The organism is Micromonospora sp. NPDC049107, assembly GCF_040648595.1.
GTDB lineage: Bacteria > Actinomycetota > Actinomycetes > Mycobacteriales > Micromonosporaceae > Micromonospora.
This window is the reverse complement of the sequence record NZ_JBEZEC010000011.1, coordinates 1-22387: the sequence shown is the minus strand read 5'-3', so window position 1 is coordinate 22387 and position 22387 is coordinate 1. Positions and strand designations below refer to the sequence as shown.

Below are 22387 nucleotides of genomic sequence, written 5' to 3'. Positions count from 1 at the left end.
ACCTTGTTAACGCCTAGCGTTGTACAAGGGGCCCTTCCTAACGCGAGGAGTGACCGATGAGCGTCGTCGAGCAGGCGAAGCGGGCGCGGGACGCCGCTGCCGAACTGGCCGTGGCCACCCGTACCGTCAAGGATGCCGCGCTGGTCGCGATGGCCGACGCGCTGGTGACGCGTACCCCGGAGATCCTCGCCGCCAACGAGGCGGACCTGGCGGCCGGGCGCGAAGCCGGGCTGAGCGCGGCCGTGCTGGACCGGCTCGCCCTCGACGAGGGCCGGGTGGCCGGCATCGCCGGAGCGCTGCGTGAGATGGCCGCGCTGCCCGACCCGGTCGGCGAGGTGGTCCGCGGATCGACCCTGCCCAACGGGCTGGAACTGCGCCAGATCCGGGTGCCGTTCGGGGTGGTCGGCATCATCTACGAGGCGCGGCCCAACGTAACGGTGGACGCCGCCGGGATCTGCCTCAAGTCCGGTAACGCGGCGCTGCTGCGCGGGTCGTCGTCGGCCGCGCACTCGAACGCCGCGCTGGTAGCGGTGCTGCGCGACGCGGTCGCCGGGGCCGGTCTGCCGGCGGACGCGGTGCAGTTGCTCGACGCCAGTTCGCGCGACTCGGTCAAGGAGCTGATGCGGGCTCGCGGGCTGGTCGACGTGCTCATCCCGCGCGGTGGCGCGTCGCTGATCCGCACCGTGGTCGAGGAGTCGACAGTGCCGGTGATCGAGACCGGGGTGGGCAACTGCCACGTCTACGTCGACGCCGCCGCCGACCTGGGCAAGGCCGTCGCGGTGACGTTGAACGCCAAGACGCAGCGCCTGTCCACCTGCAACACCGCCGAGTCGCTGCTGGTGCACGTGGACGTCGCCGACGCGTTCCTACCGCCGATGCTGGCCGCGTTCGCTGAGGCCGGCGTGACCGTGCACGGCTCCCCCGAGGTGGTCGCCCACTCGGCGGCCGTCGTCCCGGCCACCGAGGAGGACCACGCCACGGAGTACCTGTCGGCCGACATCTCGGTGGCGGTGGTCGACTCGCTGGACGCGGCGGTCGCGCACATCCGCCGCTTCGGCACCGGACACACCGAGGCGATCATCACCGACTCGACGACCGCCGCCCGCGAGTTCGTCGCCCGGGTGGACGCGGCGGCGGTGATGGTGAACGCGTCGACCCGGTTCACCGACGGGGGCGAGTTCGGCTTCGGCGCGGAGATCGGCATCTCCACGCAGAAGCTGCACGCCCGGGGGCCGATGGGCCTGCCCGAGTTGACCAGCACCAAGTACGTCGTCACCGGCGACGGTCACGTGCGCTGATCGCCCGGCCGGCAGGCCCGGATCGCGGACAGCGTGGAGTGCACGTCGAACTGGTGACCGTCGTCGCTCTCCCACCCACCGTCGCTGCGCTGGGTCTCGCCGAGCCGCCGCAGGGCGCGCACCATGACCCAGTCGTGGGAGTCGATGCCGACGCGGCGCAGCGTGGCCGCCAGCCATGCCACGTCGCCCGCTGACATCGCGGCCATCCGTTCGGCGAGCACCACCTGGATCCGCGCCGACTCCTGGAACATGTCCTGGCGGTGCAGTACTGCCGCGCTCAGCCAGCCGGCGGCGAGGAACGACGGCCAGGTCCCGTCCGGGCGCAGCCGCGCGACGATCGACTGCGCCGCGGCCTGCACCACACCGGCGTACGCCCCACCGACCCGATGATCGAGCGGACCTGAGGCGCGGGCGTCCAGGCCGGCGACGGTGAGCCAGAAGCCGGCGTTGGCGGTGAGGAAGAGTTTGGCCTCGGGGTCACCGGGTCGGGCCCACTCGGGCGCCGAGCCGGCCAGGGAGAGGTCCTCGTCCCAACCACCGTCGGGCTGCTGCCGAGACGCCAACCAGTCGAGCGCCCGGCGGGCGGCGGGACGACCCAGCGCACCGAGGTCGTCCAGCTCGCCGAGCCGGAAACAGGTGGCGTCGACCGAGGCCACCTCACCGCCCCAGGTCGCCGGCCAGCCGCCGTCGGGTGACTGGCCGACCTCGGCCGCGTCCAACAGCTCCGGCGGGGCGGGCGTGCCGTTGCGCAGCCAGGAGAGGCGGGCGCGTTCCACCGCGTCCCCGTGCGCCACGACGAACCCGATCGCGGCTTCCAAGTCGACCACGGCGGAGACGCTACCTGCGCAGACACGATCCCGCCTCGGGGAATCGGCCAGCCGGAAATGGCTGCGTCGCTCGGTGCGCGGGTCTGGTCGGAGCTATCTGCGTCGATTGACGCGACGGGTCGGAGCCGGGACGACAGGGCCGCCCCGGCTCCACCGGTCAGTACGCGGGCAGCGACGGGTCGATCTGCTTGATCCAGGAGAGCACGCCGCCCTGCACGTGGACGGCGTCCTTGAAGCCGGCGGCCTTGAGCGCGGCCAGCGCCTCGGCGGAGCGCACACCGGACTTGCAGTGCAGCACGATCTGCTTGTCCTGCGGCAGCTTCGCGAGGGCCTCACCGGAGATGATGTCGCCCTTGGGGATCAGCGTGGCGCCGGGAATCCGCACGATCTCGTACTCGGCCGGCTCCCGCACGTCGACGAGGAAGATGTCCTTGCCGGCGTCCTGCCACTCCTTGAGCTCCAGGGCGGTGATGGTCGAGTCGAGCGTCGCCTCCTGGGCCTCGACCGAGACCGCGCCGCAGAAGTCCTCGTAGTCTTCCAGCAGGTCGGTGACGGTCGGGTTCTCGCCGCAGAGCACGCAGTTCGGGTCCTTCCGAACCTTGATCTTGCGGTACTCCATCTCCAGGGCGTCGTAGACCATGAGCCGGCCCACCAGCGGCTCGCCGATGCCGGTGAGCAGCTTGATCGCCTCGTTCACCTGGATCGACCCGATCGACGCGCAGAGCACGCCGAGCACGCCACCCTCGGCGCAGGAGGGGACCATGCCGGGCGGCGGCGGCTCCGGGTAGAGGCAGCGGTAGCAGGGGCCGTGCTCGGCCCAGAACACCGACGCCTGCCCGTCGAACCGGTAGATCGAACCCCAGACGTACGGCTTGCCGAGCAGCACCGCGGCGTCGTTGACCATGTAACGGGTGGCGAAGTTGTCGGTGCCGTCGACGATCAGGTCGTACTGGGCGAAGATCTCGCGGACGTTCTCCCGGTCCAACGCGGTGTTGTGGATCTCCACGTTGACCAGCGGGTTGATCTCGCGGATCGACGCGGCGGCGGACTCGGCCTTCGAGCGGCCGACATCGGACACGCCGTGGATGACCTGGCGCTGGAGGTTGGACTCGTCGACGGTGTCGAAGTCGATGATGCCGAGCGTGCCGACCCCGGCAGCGGCCAGGTACAACAGGGCCGGCGAGCCGAGGCCACCGGCGCCGACACAGAGCACCCGGGCGTTCTTCAGCCGCTTCTGACCGGCCACCCCGACGTCCGGGATGATCAGGTGGCGTGAGTAGCGGCGGATCTCGTCAACGGTCAGCTCGCCGGCGGGCTCGACGAGCGGGGGCAACGACACGGTGGACTCCCCGGGATCGGCGGTGTGAACCGCGCCATTGTTGCTCGCCGGGGCCCCGCTCGGCCATGAGGGAGGACACGTGGTCCGCGATGCGGGAGCGGGAATAACTCAGGGGATGGCGTCGCCGGCGTAGCGACGGCCGTCGAGGTAGGGCCAGGCGTTGGCCACGCAGCCCTCCAGCCCGTACGTCTGCTGCTGCATCACCGGGGCGGGCTCGCCCGGACCGGGGCACGCCTCGTGCTCGGCACCGAGCTCGTGGCCGACCTCGTGGTTGATCACGTAGGTGCGGTACGTCTCCAGCGGTGCGCCGTAGTCGGGCACCGCCTCCTGCCAGCGGGCCAGGTTGATGATCACCCGGCCGGGTAGCCGGCAGGACGTGTAGCGCTCGGTGGACAGGCCGCCCTCGGCGCACATCCGCTCTGACGTGACCGGGGTGGCGAGGTAGATGGTGAAGTCGGCGGCCCGGGCGTCGGCGACCCGCTGCACGCGCAGCTCGCCGGAGGCGATCCAGCTGCGCGGGTCGGCCAGCACCTCGTCGACCCGCGCCGCGAACGTGCCGGCGTCCTGGCCGCTGTCGCGCTCGACCACGACGCGGTACCGGCGCAGCGGTCCGTCCTCGCCGTGCACCGCGGTTTCGGAGTCGGCGGCGGTGAACCGTCCCGCGCCGACCGACGGGTAGTCGCTGGGCGCCGGATGGGCCTCCCCGCCGCCCACGCCCATGCCGCCCGGTGTCGGGATGGGCGGCGCGTCGGCCGGCGGCTCACCGCCACCCGCCACGGTCACGCCGATGGCGCCGGCGGTGGCGAGGACGAGCACACCGAGCAGCAGAGTGCGCCGTCGGCGACGGCGCATTCGCACGAGACTGGGACGCGCGCCCTCGTACGCCGACCCTGCCGACGGGTCGGGCGGCTCGGGCGGGCCGTAAGGGGACGACGGCGTCATGACGCCAAGCCTGCCAGATTATTCGGGCAATTCTCCGCTTTTGGCTGCTATTGCCGCAATACGTCTCAGAGTGCCGGCCCGGCGTAGCGCCGACCGTCGACGTACGGCCACGGATTGGCCCGGCATCCGTTGAGGAAGAGGGTCTGCTGCATCATCACCGGCGCCGGACGCCCCGAGCCCGGGCAGCGCTCGTGATGGTGCCCGAGCTGGTGACCGACCTCGTGGTTGACCACGTACGTCCGGTACACCGACAGCGGCACGCGCGCCGAGACGTAGTGCGGCACCGACAACCGCCACCGGTCCAGGTTGACGATCACCTGACCGGGCGCGCGGCAGGAGGTGTACGGCCGCCCGTCGATCCGGATGTCCACCCCACCCGCGGCGCACATCCGGCCCGCCGTACGGGCCGTCGCCAGGTAGACGGTGAAGTCCCGGGGAGCGTCCCCCGGCACCTGCTGCAACCGCAGCCGACCGCTGTCGACCCAGCTGCCCGGTCCGGTGAGCGCCACCTGGACGGCCTGCGCGAACGCGGCCACGTCCTCGTCGCTGCCCGACTCGACCGCCACCCGGTAACGACGCAGCTCACCCGCGCGGCCCAGGACCGGGCCGGAGCGGTCGTCGTGTTCGAAGCGGCCCGTCCCGGCGCTCGGGACCGCTCCGGGCATCCGCAGCACCGGCGACGCGCTCGGCGACGCCGCCACCGTGGCGCTCGGCGACGGGCTCACCGACCCCGGCAGCGGCCTCGCCACCAGCGGCGGGGCGGCGGCCTCCTCGGCGGTCAGCCGGTCGGACGGCTCGCCCCGCTCCTCGGCGACCACGGTCACTGCCGCGCCGATCGCCAGCACCACCGCCACCAACTGGGCGATCAGCGCGAAGCGTCGATGACGGTGAGCGGACCTGAACATTCCGGTCAGCCTGCCAGATCGGACGGCCGGACGGCGTCCCCCTTTTCGGTGAGCAGACCCACCACCGCGCGGGCGACCAGCCGGGGCACCTCGAGCTGCGCCACGTGGCCGACCCCGTCGAGCATCAACAGGCGGCTGTCCGGGATGGCCCGTGCGGTCTGCGGCGCGACCCGGACGTCGACCAGCCGGTCCTGCCGACCCCCCACCACGAGCGTCGGCGCGCGGACCGCCCCGGCGAGCCGCCACAGCGACCCGGACCCCGGCAGGTACGCCCGCAGGAAGCTGGAGACCAGACCCCGGAACGTCCGGACGTACGCGGCCGCGTAGTGCGCCGCCTCGTACCGCACCCGGATCTCCTCCAACGCCTCCTCCCGGCGCTGCACACAGATGCGGCTCAGATCGGCGACACACGCCTCAAGCACCTGCTCGGCCATGATCTCCGGGGCGAGCTGGGTCAACCGCCGGGCGACCAGCCGCTCACCCCCCGGAATGGCCAGCACCGGCAGCATCCTGCCCTGCAACGACCGTCGGAAATCCAGGAACGGCAGCGCCGGAGAGATCAGGGTGAGGGTGCGGACCAGGTCCGGCCGCAGCCCCGCCACCTGGACCGAGACCGCGCCGCCCAGCGAGTTGCCGAACAGGTGCACCGGTCCCCGACCGGAGTGCTCGATCCACCTGATGACCAGGTCGGCGAAGGCCGGAATCGTGTAGCGCCGTCCCGGCTCGCTGCGACCGAACCCGGGCAGGTCGATGGCCTGGCCGTCCAACCGGTCGGTGAGCAGCCCGGCCAGGTCGGTCCAGTTCTGCGACGAGCCGCCGAGCCCGTGCACGAACAGCGCCGGCTCCGCGTCCGCGCTCGTCGCGGGGGTGTCCCGCACGTACAGGACCTGGCCGTCGAGGCGCACCTCCCGGCCCGGCCACGGTGGCGGCACACCGGCGTCGGCAAGGAGATGGTCCGGCCAGAGGGTGGCACGCTTCATCCCTCCAGTCTGCCTCGCACCATTCAGGAGAGTAGTGCCTCCAGCCGGCGGTTGACCGCCGCCAGCGTGGCTCGGACCACCGCCTGCCGCGGATCGCCGGCCACCAGAGCCGAGCCGGCGAGCTGCTCGACCCAGCCGTCGCAGACCAGCAGCACCACCACGGTGGCCACCTCGCAGTTGCCGAACGGCACCACCGCCGCGTGCTCGACGAAGCAGCGGCCACGCTCGGCGTTCTCGGTGCCGCGCAGCAGCTCGTCGACGGCCGCGGCGGCGGCCACCGCGCAGAGCCGCAGCACGTAGCCGTCCACCGCCGGCCCGGTCGCGTACCCGGCCGCGGTGCCGTCGCCGGCGAGCAGCCGTACCTCCACATTGGCGTCCAGGCCGAAGGTGCTGACCTGCACGTGGTCGATGACCACGCGCGGCCCCGGCGCGCCGCCGGTGTCCAGCGGGCGGGAGGGCGCCGACTCCGTCGTGGTCACCTGACCACCGGAGTACGACGTACCGAGCGTCGCCGGGCTGCCGGTGGCTCCGCCGGCGGGCACACCCGAGACCGAGCCGGGCTCCTCGACCGTGGCGCGGCCCCGGTGCGGGGCGCCCGTCCGCCGCCGGAGCGCGGCGTCCGGGCCGGTCCGCTGCTCGGGGCTCGTCGGCGCGGCCGCCGCCGGGCCGCCGCCCTCGGCGATACGCGCTTCCGCGCCGTTGTTGCGTGGCTCGGCGGGACGGGCCTCGGCGGATCGCGTGTTGGCGGGTTTCGCGCCACCCGAGCGGGGCTCGGCAGGTCGTGTCTCGGCGGCGCGGCGGCGTACCGGTGGGGGCGGCGTGGTGGGCAGGCCGGGCACGTTCTGCGGTGCGGCGGCGAGGCCCATCCGTTCCTGGAGCAGCCGGGCGACCTGTCGGCTCACCTCGGCCGGATCCGCGCCGTCGGCCAGGTCCAGCCGGAGGCTGTGCGCACCCGCCGGGGTACGACGCAGCGCCGCGTCCCGGACACCGGCTACCTCCCGGACGGCGTCCAGGATGGCGTTGACGTCGAATCCCTCGGGACGTTCCCGCAACGGAGCGGGCTCGTCGTCACGGCGCAGGTGGGTGGCGATGCGCGCGAGTTCGGGGGTTTCGGCGGGTGGTTCCACGGCTGGCGGCTCCGGCACGACGGGCACGTCCGGTTGCGCGGGGACGCGCTGCGGCAGTACCGCCGGCGTGTCGGGCCGTCGACCGCTGGCGGCGGCGTCGGCCGGCGACGCCGGTTCCGGGGCGGATCGGCGGGCCGCGTAGGAAGCGGCGGACGCGGATGGCCGGTCGTGTCGCCCCGACCCGGCGGTCGCCGAGGCCGGACCGGTTGCCGTCGGGGCGGTGGGGGCCGGCCCGACGGTCGATGGGTCGGGTGGCTCGGGGCTCGCCGGCCGAAGCCGGAACGGCCCGGTTGGTCGGACCGGCTGGGCCGCCTCGCCCGCGTCGCTGCCACGAGCGGGGCTCGCCGGCCGGCTGGCCGGCCAGGACGGACGATCGCCCGGCGAGGCCGCCGGGATGCGCCCCTCGGACCAGTCCGGTCGTTCGGCGGCCGCGTTCGCCACGGGTGTCGGCGAGTTTCCTGCCCAGGACGGACGCTCGGCCGCCGGACGGACGGGCGTCGTCGGTGACGGCGTGCTCTGCGACGGCGCATCCACCACCGTCGCCGGTGGGCCGGCGGGCGCCGGTGGCGGGTCGACCGGCGCTGGCGGGTCCACCGGCGCGGGGCCGGCCCAGGTTGGGCGCGCGGGCGTGCCGTCGGAGGCCTGAGCACCGGCCCAGGACGGGCGGGACGCCCCGAAGCTGGTCGGAGCCGGGTCCGGCTCGCCGGCCCACGAGGGACGCGGCGGCGGGAGGGCCGATGCCGGACCGGCCCAGGACGGACGGTCAGCAGCCGGCGGACCGCTGGTCGGCTCCACCTGAGCGGCGCTGGTCGGCACGGGACTCCCGGCCCAGGACGGACGCTCGGCAGCCGGCGGACCGCTGGTCGGCACGGAACCGCCACCCCACGACGGACGCTCGGCAGCCGGCGGACCGCTGGTCGGCACGGAACCCCCGCCCCACGACGGACGCTCGGCAGCCGGCGGACCGCTGGTCGGCACGGAACCCCCGCCCCACGACGGACGCTCGGCAGCCGCCGACGCGGCGGGCGCGGGCGCACCGGGCCCGCTGGTCGGGGTGGGGTCCGAGGCATTCGCGCGGGGTGGCGGGTCGGTCGACACGCCGCTCGATATCGGCGCGGCCCAGGACGGACGAGGCACGGCGGGCGTACCGGCCGGCTCGGATGTCGGCCCGCCGGCCCAGGCCGGGCGCTCGGTCGGCTCGGAGCGGGGGGCCTCCGGCGGCACGCTGGCCGGGGTCGTGGCCGGACGTTCGCCGGCCCAGGACGGGCGCGACGGCCGGCCGCGATCGGAGGCCGCCTCCGCCTCGGTGGCGATGTCGTACGCGCGGGGGGGCTCGGCGGCCAGTGGCTCATACGGACGCGTCGGCTCGGCCCGCACCGGCTCGTACGGCACGCTGGGCTCGGCGACCCAACCCGGCGCGGACTCGTCCCGCGTCGGTTGGTCGGACGGTTCGCCGTCCGGCCGGGACCAGGGTGGCGCCCACCCGCTGCCCCAGCTCGGGCGGTTCCAGCTGGGCCCGGACCAGTCCGGCTCGACGGAGGAGGGCTCGCCCACGCGCCGGGTGTCGGCGGCGGGGCGTTCCGGCTCGGACTCGTCGCCGCGTCCCGACCCGGCCGACGACTCCGGCGCGAGCGCTTCCCGGCGGGCGCGCGACCCGGCCTCCCGGTCGTCGGCGGTCGAGCGGTCGCCGGTCGGCGCGTGGAGTCCGGGTGGTACCTCGAAGCCCGAGGCGGCCGTGCCGACGGGCGGCACCTGGATGGGCGCGGTGCCGGGCACACCGGGTTCGGCCCAGCGGGCGGCACGCGGCGCGGTGGGGTCGGCGGTCAGGTGCCGGGCACTACCGCTGTCGGCCTCCCCTGACCCCTGGTCGGCGGGGGGCGCGGGGCGCTGGGCGGGCACCGCCAGGCGGCCGGCACCCAGGTCGGGCCGGTCTTCGGCGGTCCGTCCGGGTGGCGCGCTGACCGGTGTCTGCCGACCGGACGACGCACCCACGCCGTTGATCTCGGCGTCCCCGTGGTTGGCGCCGTCGGCCACGCCGTCACCCTCGGCCTCGGCCTGGTGGACGCCGTTCAGGTGGTGGCCGTTGACCCGGGCCGGCCGTTCGGCGGCGCCGGGCAGCCCAGGCAGAGGCGCGGGCAGGTCACCGTGCCTCGTCGAGGTGCTGCGCCAGCCGGACGCGGGGTCGGGCTGCCATCGTGGCGCCTGCTCCCCGGCCGCTTCGCTCTCGCCGGACGGTGACCACCCGCCCATCGAGGGCGCCCACCCGTTGCCGGAACGACCCGGGTCGTCGTGCTGACCCGCTCCGTCACCGTGCTCTCCCGGGGTGGCGGCTCCGGGTTGCCCTGTTTCACTCACCGCGCGCTCCTTGGTCGCCCTCGCTGAGGCTACCGTGTGGGGAGAGTGGCGATAAGTTACAGCGGCGGGCCAATTCCACGACGCGGTCGGGGGCCGCCCCGGTCTGGGGGGAAAATGGCGGCTCGTACGAAGAACTCGGAGGATCCCATGACGGCTGTGGGGAACGGCGCACAGACCGCTGGTAGGCCCACGCGCCTGCCCCGCTCCGCGCGTCGTAAGCAGCTGCTCGCGGCGGCCCAGGAGGTGTTCGTCGCGCAGGGCTACCACGCTGCGGCGATGGACGACATCGCCGAGCGGGCCGGGGTCTCCAAGCCGGTGCTCTACCAACACTTCCCCGGGAAGATGGACCTCTACCTGGCGCTGTTGGACACCCACTGTGACGCCATCGTCGCTCAGGTGCAGGAGGCGATGCGGGGGACCAGCGACAACAAGGAACGGGTCAGCGCGTCGGTCCGGGCGTACTTCGACTTCGTCGATCACGAGAGCGAGGCGTTCCGCCTCGTCTTCGAGTCGGACCTGCGTAACGACCCGGCGGTGCGGCAGCGGGTGGAGCGGGTCGAGCAGGGCTGCATCGCGGCGATCACCGACACCATCATCTCCGACACGGGCGTGAGCCGGTCGCATGCCGAGTTGCTCGCCTCCGGGCTGGTCGGCGCGGCGGAGACGGCCGCGCAGTTCTGGCTGGCCGGCGGCCGACAGGTGCCGAAGGCCGAAGCTGAGGCGTTGGTGGCCGCGCTGTCGTGGCGGGGCATCGCGAGCTTCCCGCTGCAAGGTGAGTCAGCCTGACCGCCGGGCCCGTGATCGGATAGCCTTCGCAGGGCGGTTCTCTCGCCCCAGTTGAGGAGGCACAGTGGAGGTCAAGATCGGCGTGCAGTACGCGCCACGCGAGCTGGTAGTGGACAGCGCGCAGTCGCCGGCCGAGATCGAGCAGATCGTGACCGACGCCTTCGCCGGCAACGGCGGCACGCTCTCCCTGACCGACGAGAAGGGCCGGCGGGTCATCGTTCCGGTCGAGAAGGTCGCCTACGTCGAGATCGCCGAGGCGTCGCCCCGGGCGGTCGGTTTCACCGTCCGCTGACCGGTCCGGCCGTCGCGGCAGGTCGGCGTCGCGCCACCTGCCGCGGGCCGGTACCGCGTGAACGCGCCCGACCAGTGGCGCTCAGTTGTTCAGTCCGACGGCGGCCATTCGCGCGGTGTGCGCGGCGGTGAGCCGCGCGAAGAGTTCCGGCACGTCGATCCGCTCGGCCCGCATGATGAGTACGGTGAGCGTGGCGCGTTCGGCGGCGACGCGGCCGGCTTGGGACAGGGCCTCGCCGACCAGTCGCCGGGCCCACATGGAGAGCCGGCCGGCCACCCGTGGGTCGTCGGCGACGGCCAGCCGGATCTCGGCGGCGGCGAATTCCGCGTACCGGGAGTCGTGCAGCACGTCGAGCACCAGCGCCCGGTCGGGTCCGTCCAGCGCGTGGCCGATCTCCCTGATGAAGTCGTCGGTGATGGTGTCGCCCACGTACGCCTTGGTGACGGCCTCGGCCCAGTCCCGCGGCTCGGTGGAGTCGTGGTACGCCTGCAACGGCCGCACGTAGGGCGCCATCGCCTCCTCCGGTTGCACACCGAGTGCGGCGAGCCGGTCGGCGAGCCGGCGGTAGTTGTCGATCTCGGCCGCGGCCATCTGGTCCAGCTCGACGCGCCGGCGCAGGTCCGGCGCGAGTCGCGCGTCGGCGGCCATGCGTTCGAAGGCGAGCAGTTCACCGAAGGCGACCAGGCCGAGCAGGTCGGGGACGGCGGAACCGGCGGTGGACACGAGCGCAGGCTACCGCGTGTGATGCAGTTCACATTCAATCCCCCCGCGTGGCGGCTGGCCGACCGGGAATCGGGACGTGAGCTTGCCTGTTCGGGTAGCATAGAGCAGTTGCCGTGGGCGCCGATCTGATCGAAGTCCAGCCTGCGGTGCGCGTGCGGCCCGGTCTGGCTCGGCAGTCTGCCCCCGACCGTGTGGCCCGCGTCATACCGACCGCGCCCTGAGGACATGACGGGGCGCACCCACGAGAGGGCACCCCCACATCCACATGAGCGAGCTGACTCAAGATCTGATGGACGGCCAGGAACTGGCCCCCACCGCCCCGGTCCGACCGGAGGCACCCACCTTCGCCGCCCTCGGCGCCCGCGACGAGACCGTCGAGGCGCTGGCCGCGGCCGGCATCACCCGCGCGTTCGCCATTCAGGAGTACGCGATCCCGATCGCGCTGCGCGGCGTCGACCTCATCGGCCAGGCGCCCACCGGTACCGGCAAGACCCTCGGCTTCGGCGTGCCGTTGCTGGAGCGGGTCTTCGCGCCGAGCGAGGGTGGCGACGGCGTCCCCCAGGCGCTTGTCGTCGTCCCGACCCGTGAGCTGGGCATCCAGGTCGCCAAGGACCTGGCCGCCGCCGGCCGGACGCGCGGCGTCCGGGTGCTGCCGATCTACGGCGGCGTGGCGTACGAACCGCAGATCGACGCGCTGCGCAAGGGCGTCGAGATCCTCGTCGGCACGCCGGGTCGACTGATGGACCTGCAGAAGCAGAAGCATCTCCGTCTCGACCGGGTACGCGCGCTCGTCCTGGACGAGGCCGACCGGATGCTCGACCTGGGCTTCCTCGACGACGTCGAGAAGATCCTGGCGATGCTTCCGGAAGACCGGCAGACGATGCTCTTCTCGGCGACCATGCCGGACCCGATCGTCACCCTGTCCCGGCGCTTCCTGCGCCAGCCGATGACGATCCACGCCGGGCACACCGCCGAGACCGGGCCGTCGCCGCAGACCCAGCAACTGGTCTACCGCACCCACTCGATGAACAAGGTCGAGGTGGTGGCCCGCATCCTCCAGGCCGAGGGTCGTGGGCTGACCATGATCTTCACGCGTACCAAGCGGGCCGCCGACCGGGTCGCCGAGGATCTCGACTTCCGTGGGTTCGCGGTCGCCGCGGTGCACGGTGACCTCGGCCAGGGCGCCCGGGAGCGGGCCCTGCGGGCCTTCCGCGCCGGCAAGATCGACATCCTGGTCGCCACCGACGTCGCGGCCCGGGGCCTGGACGTCACCGGTGTCACCCACGTCATCAACTACGACTGCCCGGAAGATCAGGACACCTACACCCACCGCATCGGTCGTACCGGTCGGGCCGGGGCGACCGGCGTCGCGGTGACCTTCGTCGACTGGGACGACATGCCGCGCTGGCGGATCATCGACAAGACCCTCGGTCTGGAGATGCCCGAGCCGCCGGAGACGTACCACACCTCCCCGCACCTCTACACCGACCTGCACATCTCGACCGAGGTCAGCGGCACGCTGCCCACGGCCGAGCGGACGCGCGCCGGGCTGTCCGCCGAGATCGAGGAAGACCTCGGCGGCACCACCCGCTCGCGCCGGGGCGACAGCGCTGGCCGGGGCGGCCGACGCGGTGAGAGTCGTGGCGAGGCCCGGGGCGAGCGCCGTGGTCGGGGTGACGGTCGCCGCGACCGCGCCGACGCCGGCCCGCCGGCCGCCGAAGCACCTGCGGACGCCGCTGGCGACGAGGCCACCCGCACCCCGCGCCGCCGGCGTCGCCGCCGGGCCGGCGAGACGGTGACCGGTGAGCCGACCGCGGTGATCGCGGCCGACGCGGCGCCGGCCGAGTCCGTCGACGCCGCCGAGGGCGAGGCCGCCAAGCCCCGCCGCCGCCGACGCCGTCGTGGTGGCGGTTCCGGCGAGGGTACGCCGGCCGAGGCGACCGCGGACTGACGCAGCGAGATCCATCCGACATCCCCCGGACCGCCTCACGCGGTGCGGGGGATGTTCCCTTCTTCCCACCCCACCTGCTGAAGATGGAACGATGCCGCAACCACTGGACGCTGCCCTGACCGAGGTTCGGGCGCTGCTGCTCGACCCCGCGCTGACCCGGGCGGTCGCCGCCGGACGCCGTCGCGGCCGTCGCCCCACGGTCGAGCGGGCCGAACTGCGGCCGGTGACGCTCAAGGCCGGGCCCCGACTTCAGGTCACCACCTCCGACGGCGTACGCCCGTACACCCGCAATGTCGCTCCCGGTCCCGAGGCCGACGCGGCGGTCGATGAGCTCCTGGCCGAGCCCTTCGGCAACTGGCACGTGGAGACCGCCGACGCGACCCTCCAGCTCCGGGTGACCAAGTCCGGCGAGGCGCAGGTACACCGTGCGGCGACGGCCCGACCGGCGACGACACCGGCTGGGAACGACCGGGCGAAGGAGTACCTGCTCGATCCCGGCGACCCGATCTTCGCCGAGATCGGCGGCTCGGCGGCGAAACGACGCCAGGTCGACGCGTTCCTGCGGGCCCTGGCCGCGACCCTGCCCGACGACCTGACCGGTCCGCTGCGGGTGGTCGACCTCGGCTGCGGCAACGCCTACCTGACGTTCGCCGCCTACCGCTACCTGACGGGTCGGGGGCTCGATGTCGAGCTGGTCGGCGTGGACGTCCGGGAGGACCAGCGCCGGCGCAACACCGAGCTGGCGCAGCGACTGGGCTGGGCCGACAAGGTCAGCTTCGTCGCCGGCACGATCGCCGAGGCCGTCGTCGAACCCGCCCCGGACCTGGTGCTGGCGCTGCACGCCTGCGACACCGCCACCGACGAGGCGCTGGCCCGCGCGGTGCGCTGGCAGGCCCGCTGGGTACTCGCCGCGCCCTGCTGTCACCACGACCTCGCCAAGCAGCTGCGCGCGCAGCCCACCCCGGCGCCGTACGAGTTGCTGACCCGGCAGGGCATCCTGCGCGAGCGCTTCGCCGACGTGCTCACCGACGCGCTGCGCGCCGGGTTGCTGCGGACGCACGGTTACCGGGCCGAGGTGGTGGAGTTCGTCGACTCCCAGCACACCCCCCGCAACCTGCTGATCCGCGCCCGCCACACCGGTGTCGCGGACCCACGGCACACGGAGTACCGCGAGCTGGTCGACCAGTGGCAGGTCACGCCCCGGCTGGAGGTCCTGCTGGCCGGCGACACGGGGTCCGCCAGCTAGGTTCGCCGGCTGGACCTGCCGCAGGCCCGGGACTTCGCAGCGGCGTCAGCGTCGGCGGTCGGCGTTGCCGCCCCGGTCCCGGCTGCCGGATCGGTCGAAGACCGCCACCCGGTCTCCGCCGTTGCGCGTCGAGCGGTCGTCGTCGACCGGGCTGCTCGGGAAGGGCACCACCTTCCCCGAGCTCTCGGCGTTGCCGGCGGCCGTGAACGCGTTCCAGGAGATGTCGACGAGCAGCTTCTTCGTCTCGGCGTGCCGGACGGCCGCGTTCTGCTGTAGCGCCATCCGGGCGCCCAGCACCACGGCGACCAGCGTGGTGGTGATCGCGCCGGTGGCGGCCAGCACGTGGGCACCGGTCGCCGCGTCGGTGCGGAGCACCAGGACCAGCAGCCAGATCCAGCACCCGGCGGCGAAGACGCCGGCCTTGACGACGAAGAAGAGGCTCACCGCACCAGGCTGGTACGGCTGCGGACGGCGCGATTCGGCCATGGTGCTCCTCGGCGGTGGTCCGGGCGAACGCGGCAGGCGCGCGTGCGCCATGCCGGGACGGGCACCGAGCTTAGTAGAAGAACGATGATGATCGCTCGGTACCGGTCCGAATACTGCCCGAGGTGGAGTCTCATCCGTGGGACAGTTTGTGCGGTCAGTCAGTGGTTTCCGATCCTCGGCGTACTACGCTCGGAGGCGCATCTTCCCAGTGCTCGGCCGGGAGGGAAAGACATACCGGATGGGTTCCGCAGACGTAACACCGCAGATGGCGTTCGCCCGCTTCGTCCGGCGGGCCATCGACGACGCCCGCGAAGAGCGCGGGTGGACCGTGACCGATCTCGCCGCGCACACGGGCGTGGGCCGCTCCACCGTGTTCCGTTGGCTCGCCGGTGACTGGCAGGACTATCCGGAACTGGCGAAGGTACGCGGCTTCTGTGCCGCTCTGGATCTGCCGGTGGCGGCCGCGTTCCGGGCCCTCGGACTGCCTGACGCGGGCCCGACGCCCCGACGCCGCAGCGACGACGGCCCGGTCGACGCCGACGTCCGCGCCATCCTGGACCGGCTGGCCGACCCCACCGTCCCGGCCGAGGAGAAGCACCACATCCGCGACCTCCTCCGCTACCTGGCTCGCCGCCCCACCCGCCGAGCCGGCTAACCCCCCGATCCCCGCGTTGATCATGAAGTTATTGCCACGACACGCCGATGCGAGTGGCAATAACTTCATGATCGACGCAGCGAGGGCCGGGGACGGGAGGGGGCCAGGAGGGCCGGGGGGTTAGGGGATGGTCAGGGTTAGTTCGGCGGTGTGGACCTTGGTGGCTACCTGGAAGTCGAGGTAGAGGCGGTAACGGCCGGGGTTCGGGATGGTCAGCCAGAACTTGACCTGGCCGTCGGCCAACTCCGGTTCGGGATGCACGTGCAGGTAGCCGAGGTCGCCTTCGCGCAGCGCCACCAGGTGCCCGTACGCGCCGAGGTAGCGCTCCAGCGCCGCGCCACCGCTCGGACCGTCGATCCGGAAGGTCAGCGGCACCGTCACCCCGGCCTGCGGACTGCCCTGGTAGCCGACCGTGAACCCGTCAACCGTCGTCGAGGTGGCCGGCGCGGGCAGCGGACGCGGCTGGTACGCGCCCGGCGCCACCAGGTCCACGCCGAGGGTCACGGCGCTCTGGCCGCCGTTGTCGGCGACCACGGTGAAGTCCGCGTACGCCCGCCAGACGCCGGGCTGCGGGAGGGTCACCGGCACCGACCAGATGCCGTCCGGCGTCATGGTCGGGTGCAGGTGCTGGTAGCCGGTCAGGTCCCGGCGTACCACGATGACGTGCATCGGCTTGTCGTGTACGACGGCGAAGCGGGTGACCGGTCGACGTTGCGCGTCGCGTACCTCGAAGCGCAGTTGCCCGGTGCGGCCGACGGGAAATTCGCTGCCCAGTGGCACGAGCGTGTATCCGCCCGAGCTGACCGACAGACCGCCCGGCTCGGTGGCAGCGCCCTGGCCAGCGCCCGTGACGGATCCGTGGTCGTGGGCCGCAGTGCCCGCCGGGTGGGTGTGGTCGGGGGTCAGCGCCGTACCGCCGGTGGTGCCGCCACCGAGGCCGGCGCCGCCGTTGACGTTGGTGCCGCCGTTCAGGCGACCGAGGCCGAAGCCGAGCAGGACGGCGAGCACCAAACCACCCACCACCAGCGCCATCCGGACCGTGCTCCGGTCGGCCGCACCGGCAACCCCCGGAGCCGAGACGGCCGTGGCGGCCGACCCGCCCGACAACGCCTCGCCCGCCCGGTCGGAGGCGAGAGGGCTCCCGTCCGACGGGGACGCGCCAGCCCGGTCGGCGGCGACGGCGCTCGCGTCCGACGGGGACGCGCCCGCCTGGTCAGGCACCGCCGGCGTCCAGCTCATCCCGACACCGTACCGCCGTGCCCGGTGGGTTCCGGCCGACGCCGGGGCAGCGTGGCGGCCGTCGCAATCCGCCCGGCCCGGGAACTTTCCGCCCGCCGCCGTTGACCGGCGCTCGCGGACGACTCAGCCGGCCACGGCGAGCGCGAGCGGGAGCACGTCGGGAGCGCCGGCCCGCCGGAGTTCCCGGGCGACCATCGCCATCGTCCAGCCCGAGTCGACCAGGTCGTCGACGAGCAGCACCGGCCCGTCCAGCGCGGCCAGCGCGTCGGCAAGTTCGGGCGGTACGGAGAAGGCGTCGTGCAGCGCGCGTACCCGCTGGGCACTGTTGCCGCGCGGCCCGCCGGGGCCGTCCGGGCCGGTCGCCGTGACCGCGCCGAGCAGCGGCAGCCGGCCCACGGCGGCGATCCGCTCGGCCAGGGAGCCGACCAACCGGGGCCGCCGGCGGGACGAGACGGCGACCACCGCCACCGGCCGGCGGGGCCACGGGTCGTCGCCGTGCGCCCAGGCCTTCAGCACCTCGACCACCGCGCCGGCCACGTCGTCGGGCACCGGCGCGTCGGGCGACTCCGGGCCGACCAGGTCCCGCAGCCGACCGCCCCACCCCAGGTCGGAGAGGCGGCCGACCGCGCGGCCGGGCAGCGCCTGGTCCGCCGGGGCGATCCGGCCCTTGAGGGGTACGCCCACCGCGTCCAACCCGGTCGGCCAGAGTTTTTTGGGCGCGATCTGGACGCCGGGGCGGCCCAGGAACGTCTGCGCGGCGGCGAGCGCGGCCGTCGACACGTCCGCCGCGAACAGCGGGCCGGCACACCTGTCGCACCGGCCGCAGTCGGTCGCACCGGTGTCGTCCAGGCGCTCCCGTAGGTATCGCATCCGGCAGTCGCCCGTCGACGCGTACTCCCGCATGGCCTGTTGTTCGACGGTGCGCGCCTGGGCGACGCGGCGCAACCGGGCCTCGTCGTAGACCCAGGGCTCGCCCGTGGCGAGCCAGCCACCGCGCACCCGGCGGACCGCGCCGTCCACGTCGAGCACCTTGAGCATCAGCTCCAGGCGGGCCCGGCGCAGGTCGACGAGGGGTTCGAGGGCCTGGGTGGAGAGCGGCCGGTCGGTGTGCAGGGCGGCCAGCACCGCACGGACCTGCTGTTCCGGCGGGAACGCCAGCGAGGCGAAGTAGCGCCAGATGGCGGCGTCCTCGACGCCGGGCAGCAGCAGCACCTCGGCGTGTTCGACGGCGCGGCCGGCACGGCCGACCTGCTGGTAGTACGCGATCGGCGACGGCGGTGCGCCGAGGTGGACGACGAAGCCCAGGTCGGGTTTGTCGAAGCCCATGCCGAGCGCGCTGGTGGCGACCAACGCCTTGATCTTGTTGTCGAGCAGGTCCTGTTCGGCGGCGCGCCGGTCGGCGTCCTCGGCCTGGCCGGTGTACGACGCCACCGGGTAGCCCCGCGAGCGCAGGAACTCGGTGGTCTCCCCCGCCGCCGCGACGGTCAGCGTGTAGACGATGCCGGAGCCGGGCAACTCGTCCAGGTGGTCGGCGAGCCACGCCAGTCGGTGCGCCGGGCTGGGCAGGTCGAGGACGCCGAGCCGCAGCGACTCGCGGTCCAGCGTCCCGCGCAGGACGAGCGCGTCACCCAACTGCTCGGCGACGTCCTGGGTGACCCGCGCGTTGGCGGTGGCCGTGGTGGCCAGCACCGGCGTGCGCTCGGGTAGTTCGGCCAGGAAGGTACGCAGCCGCCGGTAGTCCGGCCGGAAGTCGTGCCCCCAGTCGGAGACGCAGTGCGCCTCGTCGACCACCAGCAGACCGGTCGTCGCGGCCAGCTTCGGCAGCACGCCGTCGCGGAAGTCCGGGTTGTTGAGGCGTTCCGGACTGATCAACAGGACGTCCACCGATCCGGCCTGGATTTCGGCGGTGATCTCGTCCCACTCGTCGAGGTTCGCCGAGTTGATCGTGCGCGCCCGGATGCCGGCGCGGGCCGCCGCCTCCACCTGGTTGCGCATGAGAGCCAGCAGCGGCGACACGATGACGGTCGGACCGTGCTCGCCGCTCCCGCCACTCTGCTCGCGGGCGCGGAGCAGCGCGGTGGCCACGAAGTAGACCGCCGACTTGCCCCAACCGGTGCGCTGCACGCACAGCACCCGGCGTCGGTCGACGACCAGCGCCTCGATGGCCCGCCACTGGTCCTCGCGCAGCCGGGCGTGCTCACCGGCCAGCCGACGCAGCACCGCCTCGGCCCGCTCCCGTACCGCCGCCCGTTCGTCGCCCATCCGGCATTTCTACCAGCGTCGTACGTCAGAACCCCCGCCCGCGCGGGAGGTGCCGGTCACGATCCGCGCGTTCGCGCCTCATCGGGCCGGGACGCCGGGGGCAGAAAGAGCAACAGGTCGCGCAGCGGCTCGGTCGCGCTGGGAGGCAGCAGGCAGCGCGACGCGAACTCTTCCATCGAGGCGTACGGGCCACGCAGCCAGCGGTCCACCACGATCTGCCGGCCCTGCTCGGCCGTCAGACCGGGCAGGGCCGTGAGCACCTGCTCCGGGACCCCGTTGACGTCGACCAGACCGCCGTCGTCGAAGGTGCCGGGCAGGTCGGGTCGCCCGAGTCCCAACTCGGCACGGGCCGCCGGGTAGTGGTAGAGCAGGTAGCGGGCGTGCTCCCGGCGGATGCGCCGCTCCTCGTCGGCGCGACCGCGGGCACTGTCCGGTCGTCCGGTGATCGCCGCCCAGAGTCCACGGCTGAGCAGCACCACGTGCACGGCCCCCGCGAGCCAGGTGATGAGGGCCAGGCCGAGGAAGGTCACCGCCTGTGGTCCGGGCACCTCGGCTTCCGGACTCTCGACGTCGAGCATGACCACCTCGACGACGAGCAGTGCCAGGTAACCGAGGCCCGCGAGCGCGAGACGCCAGCTCCGCCGCCACCCCGCGTAGGCCAGGATCACCAGCCAGGTCAGGCAGCCGAACGAGAGCAGGACGAGCACCGTCCCGAGAATCGTCACCGTCCTGCTCGCCCAACGCGGCGTCTCCCGCCGAGCGGGCTTCGTGGGGGCCGCCGGAGGTGGCAGGGGCATGAGCGCGGGGGGAGGCGGCACAGACAGGGCGGACGGCGATGCCGGGCCCGGCGGGGAGGGGAGGAGACCGACGGGGGCGACCACCGACGTTGCCGGTCCGGGCAGCGTGGCCGCCGGCCGCGAAGCCTCCGGTCCGGGCACCGGGGCTGCCGGCTGCGGTGTCTCCGGTGCGGGCGCCGTGTTCGCCGGCTGCGGTGTCTCCGGTGCGGCGATGCGCTGCGCCTGTGGTTGGACGGTGCGCTGCGGCCCCGGTGCGGCGGTGCGCTGCGCCTCTGGTTCGGCGGGGCGTTGCGCCTGGGGTTCGGCGGTGTGGGGGGTCGCCGCCAGGGTCGGGTCGGAGCGCAGGATGCGCCGGTGCAGTTCCTGCAACGCCTCGCCCGGCTCGATGCCGTACTCCTCGCGGAGCAGGTCGCCGAACTCCCGGTAGGCGGCGAGCGCCTCCGCCTGCCGCCCGCTGCGATAGAGCGCGAGCACGAGTTGGTGTCGCAGCCGCTCCCGGACAGGGAACTCGGCCACCAACTCCACCAGCTCACCGATCGTCTCGCGGTGCCGTCCGAGGTCCAGCGTCAACTCGGACCGGGTCTCCAACGCCACGGCGCGTAACTCCACCAGCCGCTGCCGGGCCGCCTCGAAGATCGGCCCGGCGAAGCCGGTGAACGGCTCCCCCTGCCACAGGTCCAGGGCGGCGGCCAGTTCGGCGAGCGCCTCGTCCGTACGCCCGCTCGTGTGTCGCTGGCGGGCGGCCTGTACGCCCCGTTCGAAGCGGACCGCGTCGACCGCCTCGGGGTCCACCCGCAGCGAATAGCCGGCGTCGGTCAGGCTGAGCACCTGTCCCGGCGTACGGGGAGACCGGTCCGGTTCCAGCACCCGGCGCAGCCCGGCCACGTACTTCTGCACGACGTTGGGACCGTTCGCGGGCGGGTCCTCCGGCCAGACCGCGTCGACGATCTGCCCGGTGGACACCGGGCGGCCGGCGGCGAGCAGCAGTACGGCGAGCACCGCCCGCTGCTTGGCCGGACCGAGGTCGATCTCCCGGTCGGCGTACCAGGCCCGCTGAGGCCCGAGAATCTCGAAACGCAGTTGGCCTGACATGCGCGTTCTCGCTCCTGACACCCCCGGGACCGCCGGACGGCAGTGCCCGGCAGCCGGACGGCAGCATATCGGCAGCCGAACCGCCGTGCCGGCCGGCAGCATCCTCGTCGGCAGAAGCCACGCAGCGAGAAAGAGACAAGCGATGACACAGGCAACGGGCACCGCCGGCACCATCCGACGGACGGTCGGTACGGTCGCCGCCGTGCTGGCCGCGACCACCCTGCTCGCAGGTTGCGGAGCGGAGAGCGAACCCACCGCGACGCCACCGAGCAGCCCGTCCGCCAGCCCGAGCGTCAGTCCGAAGGACGCGCTCCTCGCCGCCGTCCCGGACGGCACCGAGGGGGCGTTCCGGTTCAGCGGCAAGGACGCGTCGAGCACGATCGACGGTCGGATCGACCCGGCGTCCGAGGGATTCGAAATCAACATGGTCATGCCGCCGGACGACGGCGTCGTGGTGAAGATGTCGTTCCTGGTGATCAAGGACCAGAACTGGGTGAAGGCGAAGTTCAGTGGCCGTCCCGGCCTGCCGAAGTTCCCCGACAAGTGGATGAAGCTGGACCGCGCGAAGCTGACCGACGCCGCGAGCATCCCGACGTTCGACGGTGTGGACCAGGGCAACGCGGGTCCGCTGATCCAGGCGGCCACCGAGGTGCAGGAGAAGAGCCCCGGCCAGTACGTCGGTTTCATCGACGTGAGCGCCGGGGAGGCGGCGAAGGCACTGGAGGACGGCGAGGCGGCGGCCCTCGGCGAGGCGGGCAAGAAGGTGCCGTTCACGGCCGTGGTCGGTGCGGACAAGCACCTGGCGTCGCTGACGCTCAAGATGCCGGCCGCCGGTAAGACCAAGGCGTACGACTACGTCGTCAAGTACGCCGACTACGGCAGCGCGCCGAAGATCACCGCGCCGACCGGCGCCGCCGCCGTGAAGGCACCGGCAATGGCGTACGACCTACTGAACGGCTGATCCACAACGGGCGGCGGCCACACGGGGGGCCGCCACCCCACCCTGTCCCCCTCCCCCACCCCCACCCCCAACCCTGTTGATCAAGAGGTTCGCGTCAGGATCCGGCCGGATTCTGACGCGAACC

General features: G+C 73.5%; 17 protein-coding genes and 1 pseudogene. 7 read left to right on the top strand and 11 right to left on the bottom strand.

What is annotated here, in order from left to right; all coding sequences use genetic code 11:
* Positions 1-56: 56 nt before the first annotated feature.
* Positions 57-1298 carry a glutamate-5-semialdehyde dehydrogenase gene (locus AB0B55_RS25350; RefSeq protein ID WP_357134140.1) on the top strand — a complete coding sequence of 414 codons (1242 nt, stop codon included), beginning with the start codon at positions 57-59 and terminating at the stop codon, positions 1296-1298.
* Here AB0B55_RS25350 and AB0B55_RS25345 read toward each other — a convergent pair.
* The 6 genes and pseudogenes from AB0B55_RS25345 to AB0B55_RS25320 form a co-directional block, all read right to left on the bottom strand.
* Entirely contained in the window at positions 1286-2176 is an 891-nt protein-coding gene (locus AB0B55_RS25345; RefSeq protein ID WP_357174503.1) for a prenyltransferase/squalene oxidase repeat-containing protein, read from the bottom strand. The two genes, AB0B55_RS25350 and AB0B55_RS25345, sit on opposite strands and share 13 nt — an antisense overlap.
* Before the next feature lie 106 nt (positions 2177-2282).
* A pseudogene (gene moeZ, locus AB0B55_RS25340) lies at positions 2283-3531 on the bottom strand (adenylyltransferase/sulfurtransferase MoeZ).
* Positions 3532-3572: 41 nt separating this feature from the next.
* The gene (locus tag AB0B55_RS25335) at positions 3573-4316 is read right to left on the bottom strand and encodes a DUF3152 domain-containing protein (protein ID WP_357134142.1); all 744 of its coding nucleotides are present in this window, start codon (positions 4314-4316) and stop codon (positions 3573-3575) included.
* Positions 4317-4471: 155 nt separating this feature from the next.
* On the bottom strand, positions 4472-5311 hold the full coding sequence (locus AB0B55_RS25330; protein WP_357174301.1) for a DUF3152 domain-containing protein: 840 nt from the start codon (positions 5309-5311) through the stop codon (positions 4472-4474).
* A gap of 5 nt (positions 5312-5316) precedes the next feature.
* Positions 5317-6291 (bottom strand): alpha/beta hydrolase, encoded by a 975-nt coding sequence (locus tag AB0B55_RS25325; protein WP_357174298.1) that lies wholly within the window; start codon positions 6289-6291, stop codon positions 5317-5319.
* 23 nt (positions 6292-6314) lie between these two features.
* Complete coding sequence (locus AB0B55_RS25320; RefSeq protein ID WP_357174295.1) at positions 6315-9773, bottom strand: hypothetical protein; 3459 nt, start codon at positions 9771-9773, stop codon at positions 6315-6317.
* 147 nt (positions 9774-9920) lie between these two features.
* On the opposite strand from AB0B55_RS25320, the gene AB0B55_RS25315 reads away from it, so the two are divergent.
* A complete protein-coding gene (locus AB0B55_RS25315; RefSeq protein ID WP_355053367.1) occupies positions 9921-10559 on the top strand; it encodes a TetR/AcrR family transcriptional regulator in 639 nt (212 codons plus the stop codon).
* 64 nt (positions 10560-10623) lie between these two features.
* On the top strand, positions 10624-10851 hold the full coding sequence (locus AB0B55_RS25310) for a DUF3107 domain-containing protein (RefSeq protein ID WP_179781071.1): 228 nt from the start codon (positions 10624-10626) through the stop codon (positions 10849-10851).
* Between the two features lie 81 nt (positions 10852-10932).
* Here AB0B55_RS25310 and AB0B55_RS25305 read toward each other — a convergent pair whose 3' ends face one another.
* Positions 10933-11574 carry a ferritin-like fold-containing protein gene (locus AB0B55_RS25305; RefSeq protein WP_357174292.1) on the bottom strand — a complete coding sequence of 214 codons (642 nt, stop codon included), beginning with the start codon at positions 11572-11574 and terminating at the stop codon, positions 10933-10935.
* Positions 11575-11839: 265 nt separating this feature from the next.
* Here AB0B55_RS25305 and AB0B55_RS25300 point away from each other — a divergent pair, with 265 nt between their 5' ends.
* Positions 11840-13525: a DEAD/DEAH box helicase gene (locus AB0B55_RS25300; protein WP_357134149.1), complete on the top strand. Its 1686-nt coding sequence runs from the start codon at positions 11840-11842 to the stop codon at positions 13523-13525.
* 91 nt (positions 13526-13616) lie between these two features.
* Complete coding sequence (locus AB0B55_RS25295) at positions 13617-14771, top strand: SAM-dependent methyltransferase (protein ID WP_357174289.1); 1155 nt, start codon at positions 13617-13619, stop codon at positions 14769-14771.
* Between the two features lie 45 nt (positions 14772-14816).
* On the opposite strand, the gene AB0B55_RS25290 is transcribed toward AB0B55_RS25295, so the two are convergent.
* Positions 14817-15257 carry a hypothetical protein gene (locus AB0B55_RS25290; RefSeq protein WP_357174286.1) on the bottom strand — a complete coding sequence of 147 codons (441 nt, stop codon included), beginning with the start codon at positions 15255-15257 and terminating at the stop codon, positions 14817-14819.
* A 238-nt stretch (positions 15258-15495) separates the two neighbouring features.
* Here AB0B55_RS25290 and AB0B55_RS25285 point away from each other — a divergent pair, with 238 nt between their 5' ends.
* Positions 15496-15912 carry a helix-turn-helix domain-containing protein gene (locus tag AB0B55_RS25285; protein ID WP_355053372.1) on the top strand — a complete coding sequence of 139 codons (417 nt, stop codon included), beginning with the start codon at positions 15496-15498 and terminating at the stop codon, positions 15910-15912.
* Between the two features lie 120 nt (positions 15913-16032).
* Here AB0B55_RS25285 and AB0B55_RS25280 read toward each other — a convergent pair whose 3' ends face one another.
* The 3 genes from AB0B55_RS25280 to AB0B55_RS25270 form a co-directional block, all read right to left on the bottom strand.
* Complete coding sequence (locus AB0B55_RS25280) at positions 16033-17151, bottom strand: hypothetical protein (protein ID WP_357174283.1); 1119 nt, start codon at positions 17149-17151, stop codon at positions 16033-16035.
* Positions 17152-17274: 123 nt separating this feature from the next.
* Complete coding sequence (locus AB0B55_RS25275; protein WP_357174280.1) at positions 17275-19413, bottom strand: DEAD/DEAH box helicase; 2139 nt, start codon at positions 19411-19413, stop codon at positions 17275-17277.
* 56 nt (positions 19414-19469) lie between these two features.
* Positions 19470-21302: a BTAD domain-containing putative transcriptional regulator gene (locus tag AB0B55_RS25270; protein ID WP_357174277.1), complete on the bottom strand. Its 1833-nt coding sequence runs from the start codon at positions 21300-21302 to the stop codon at positions 19470-19472.
* 142 nt (positions 21303-21444) lie between these two features.
* On the opposite strand from AB0B55_RS25270, the gene AB0B55_RS25265 reads away from it, so the two are divergent.
* Positions 21445-22263, top strand: coding sequence for a hypothetical protein (locus AB0B55_RS25265; protein WP_357134162.1), 819 nt, complete (start codon positions 21445-21447; stop codon positions 22261-22263).
* Positions 22264-22387 lie beyond the last annotated feature (124 nt).

Excerpts from the sequence above, each read along its gene's own strand:
- AB0B55_RS25350 (WP_357134140.1), top strand. The coding sequence starts at position 57 with ATGAGCGTCGTCGAGCAGGCGAAGCGGGCGCGGGACGCCGCTGCCGAA.
- AB0B55_RS25335 (WP_357134142.1), bottom strand. The coding sequence starts at position 4,316 with ATGCGCCGTCGCCGACGGCGCACTCTGCTGCTCGGTGTGCTCGTCCTC.
- AB0B55_RS25330 (WP_357174301.1), bottom strand. The coding sequence starts at position 5,311 with ATGTTCAGGTCCGCTCACCGTCATCGACGCTTCGCGCTGATCGCCCAG.
- AB0B55_RS25325 (WP_357174298.1), bottom strand. The coding sequence starts at position 6,291 with ATGAAGCGTGCCACCCTCTGGCCGGACCATCTCCTTGCCGACGCCGGT.
- AB0B55_RS25315 (WP_355053367.1), top strand. The coding sequence starts at position 9,921 with ATGACGGCTGTGGGGAACGGCGCACAGACCGCTGGTAGGCCCACGCGC.
- AB0B55_RS25300 (WP_357134149.1), top strand. The coding sequence starts at position 11,840 with ATGAGCGAGCTGACTCAAGATCTGATGGACGGCCAGGAACTGGCCCCC.
- AB0B55_RS25295 (WP_357174289.1), top strand. The coding sequence starts at position 13,617 with ATGCCGCAACCACTGGACGCTGCCCTGACCGAGGTTCGGGCGCTGCTG.
- AB0B55_RS25290 (WP_357174286.1), bottom strand. The coding sequence starts at position 15,257 with ATGGCCGAATCGCGCCGTCCGCAGCCGTACCAGCCTGGTGCGGTGAGC.
- AB0B55_RS25285 (WP_355053372.1), top strand. The coding sequence starts at position 15,496 with ATGGGTTCCGCAGACGTAACACCGCAGATGGCGTTCGCCCGCTTCGTC.
- AB0B55_RS25280 (WP_357174283.1), bottom strand. The coding sequence starts at position 17,151 with ATGAGCTGGACGCCGGCGGTGCCTGACCAGGCGGGCGCGTCCCCGTCG.
- AB0B55_RS25275 (WP_357174280.1), bottom strand. The coding sequence starts at position 19,413 with ATGGGCGACGAACGGGCGGCGGTACGGGAGCGGGCCGAGGCGGTGCTG.
- AB0B55_RS25270 (WP_357174277.1), bottom strand. The coding sequence starts at position 21,302 with ATGTCAGGCCAACTGCGTTTCGAGATTCTCGGGCCTCAGCGGGCCTGG.
- AB0B55_RS25265 (WP_357134162.1), top strand. The coding sequence starts at position 21,445 with ATGACACAGGCAACGGGCACCGCCGGCACCATCCGACGGACGGTCGGT.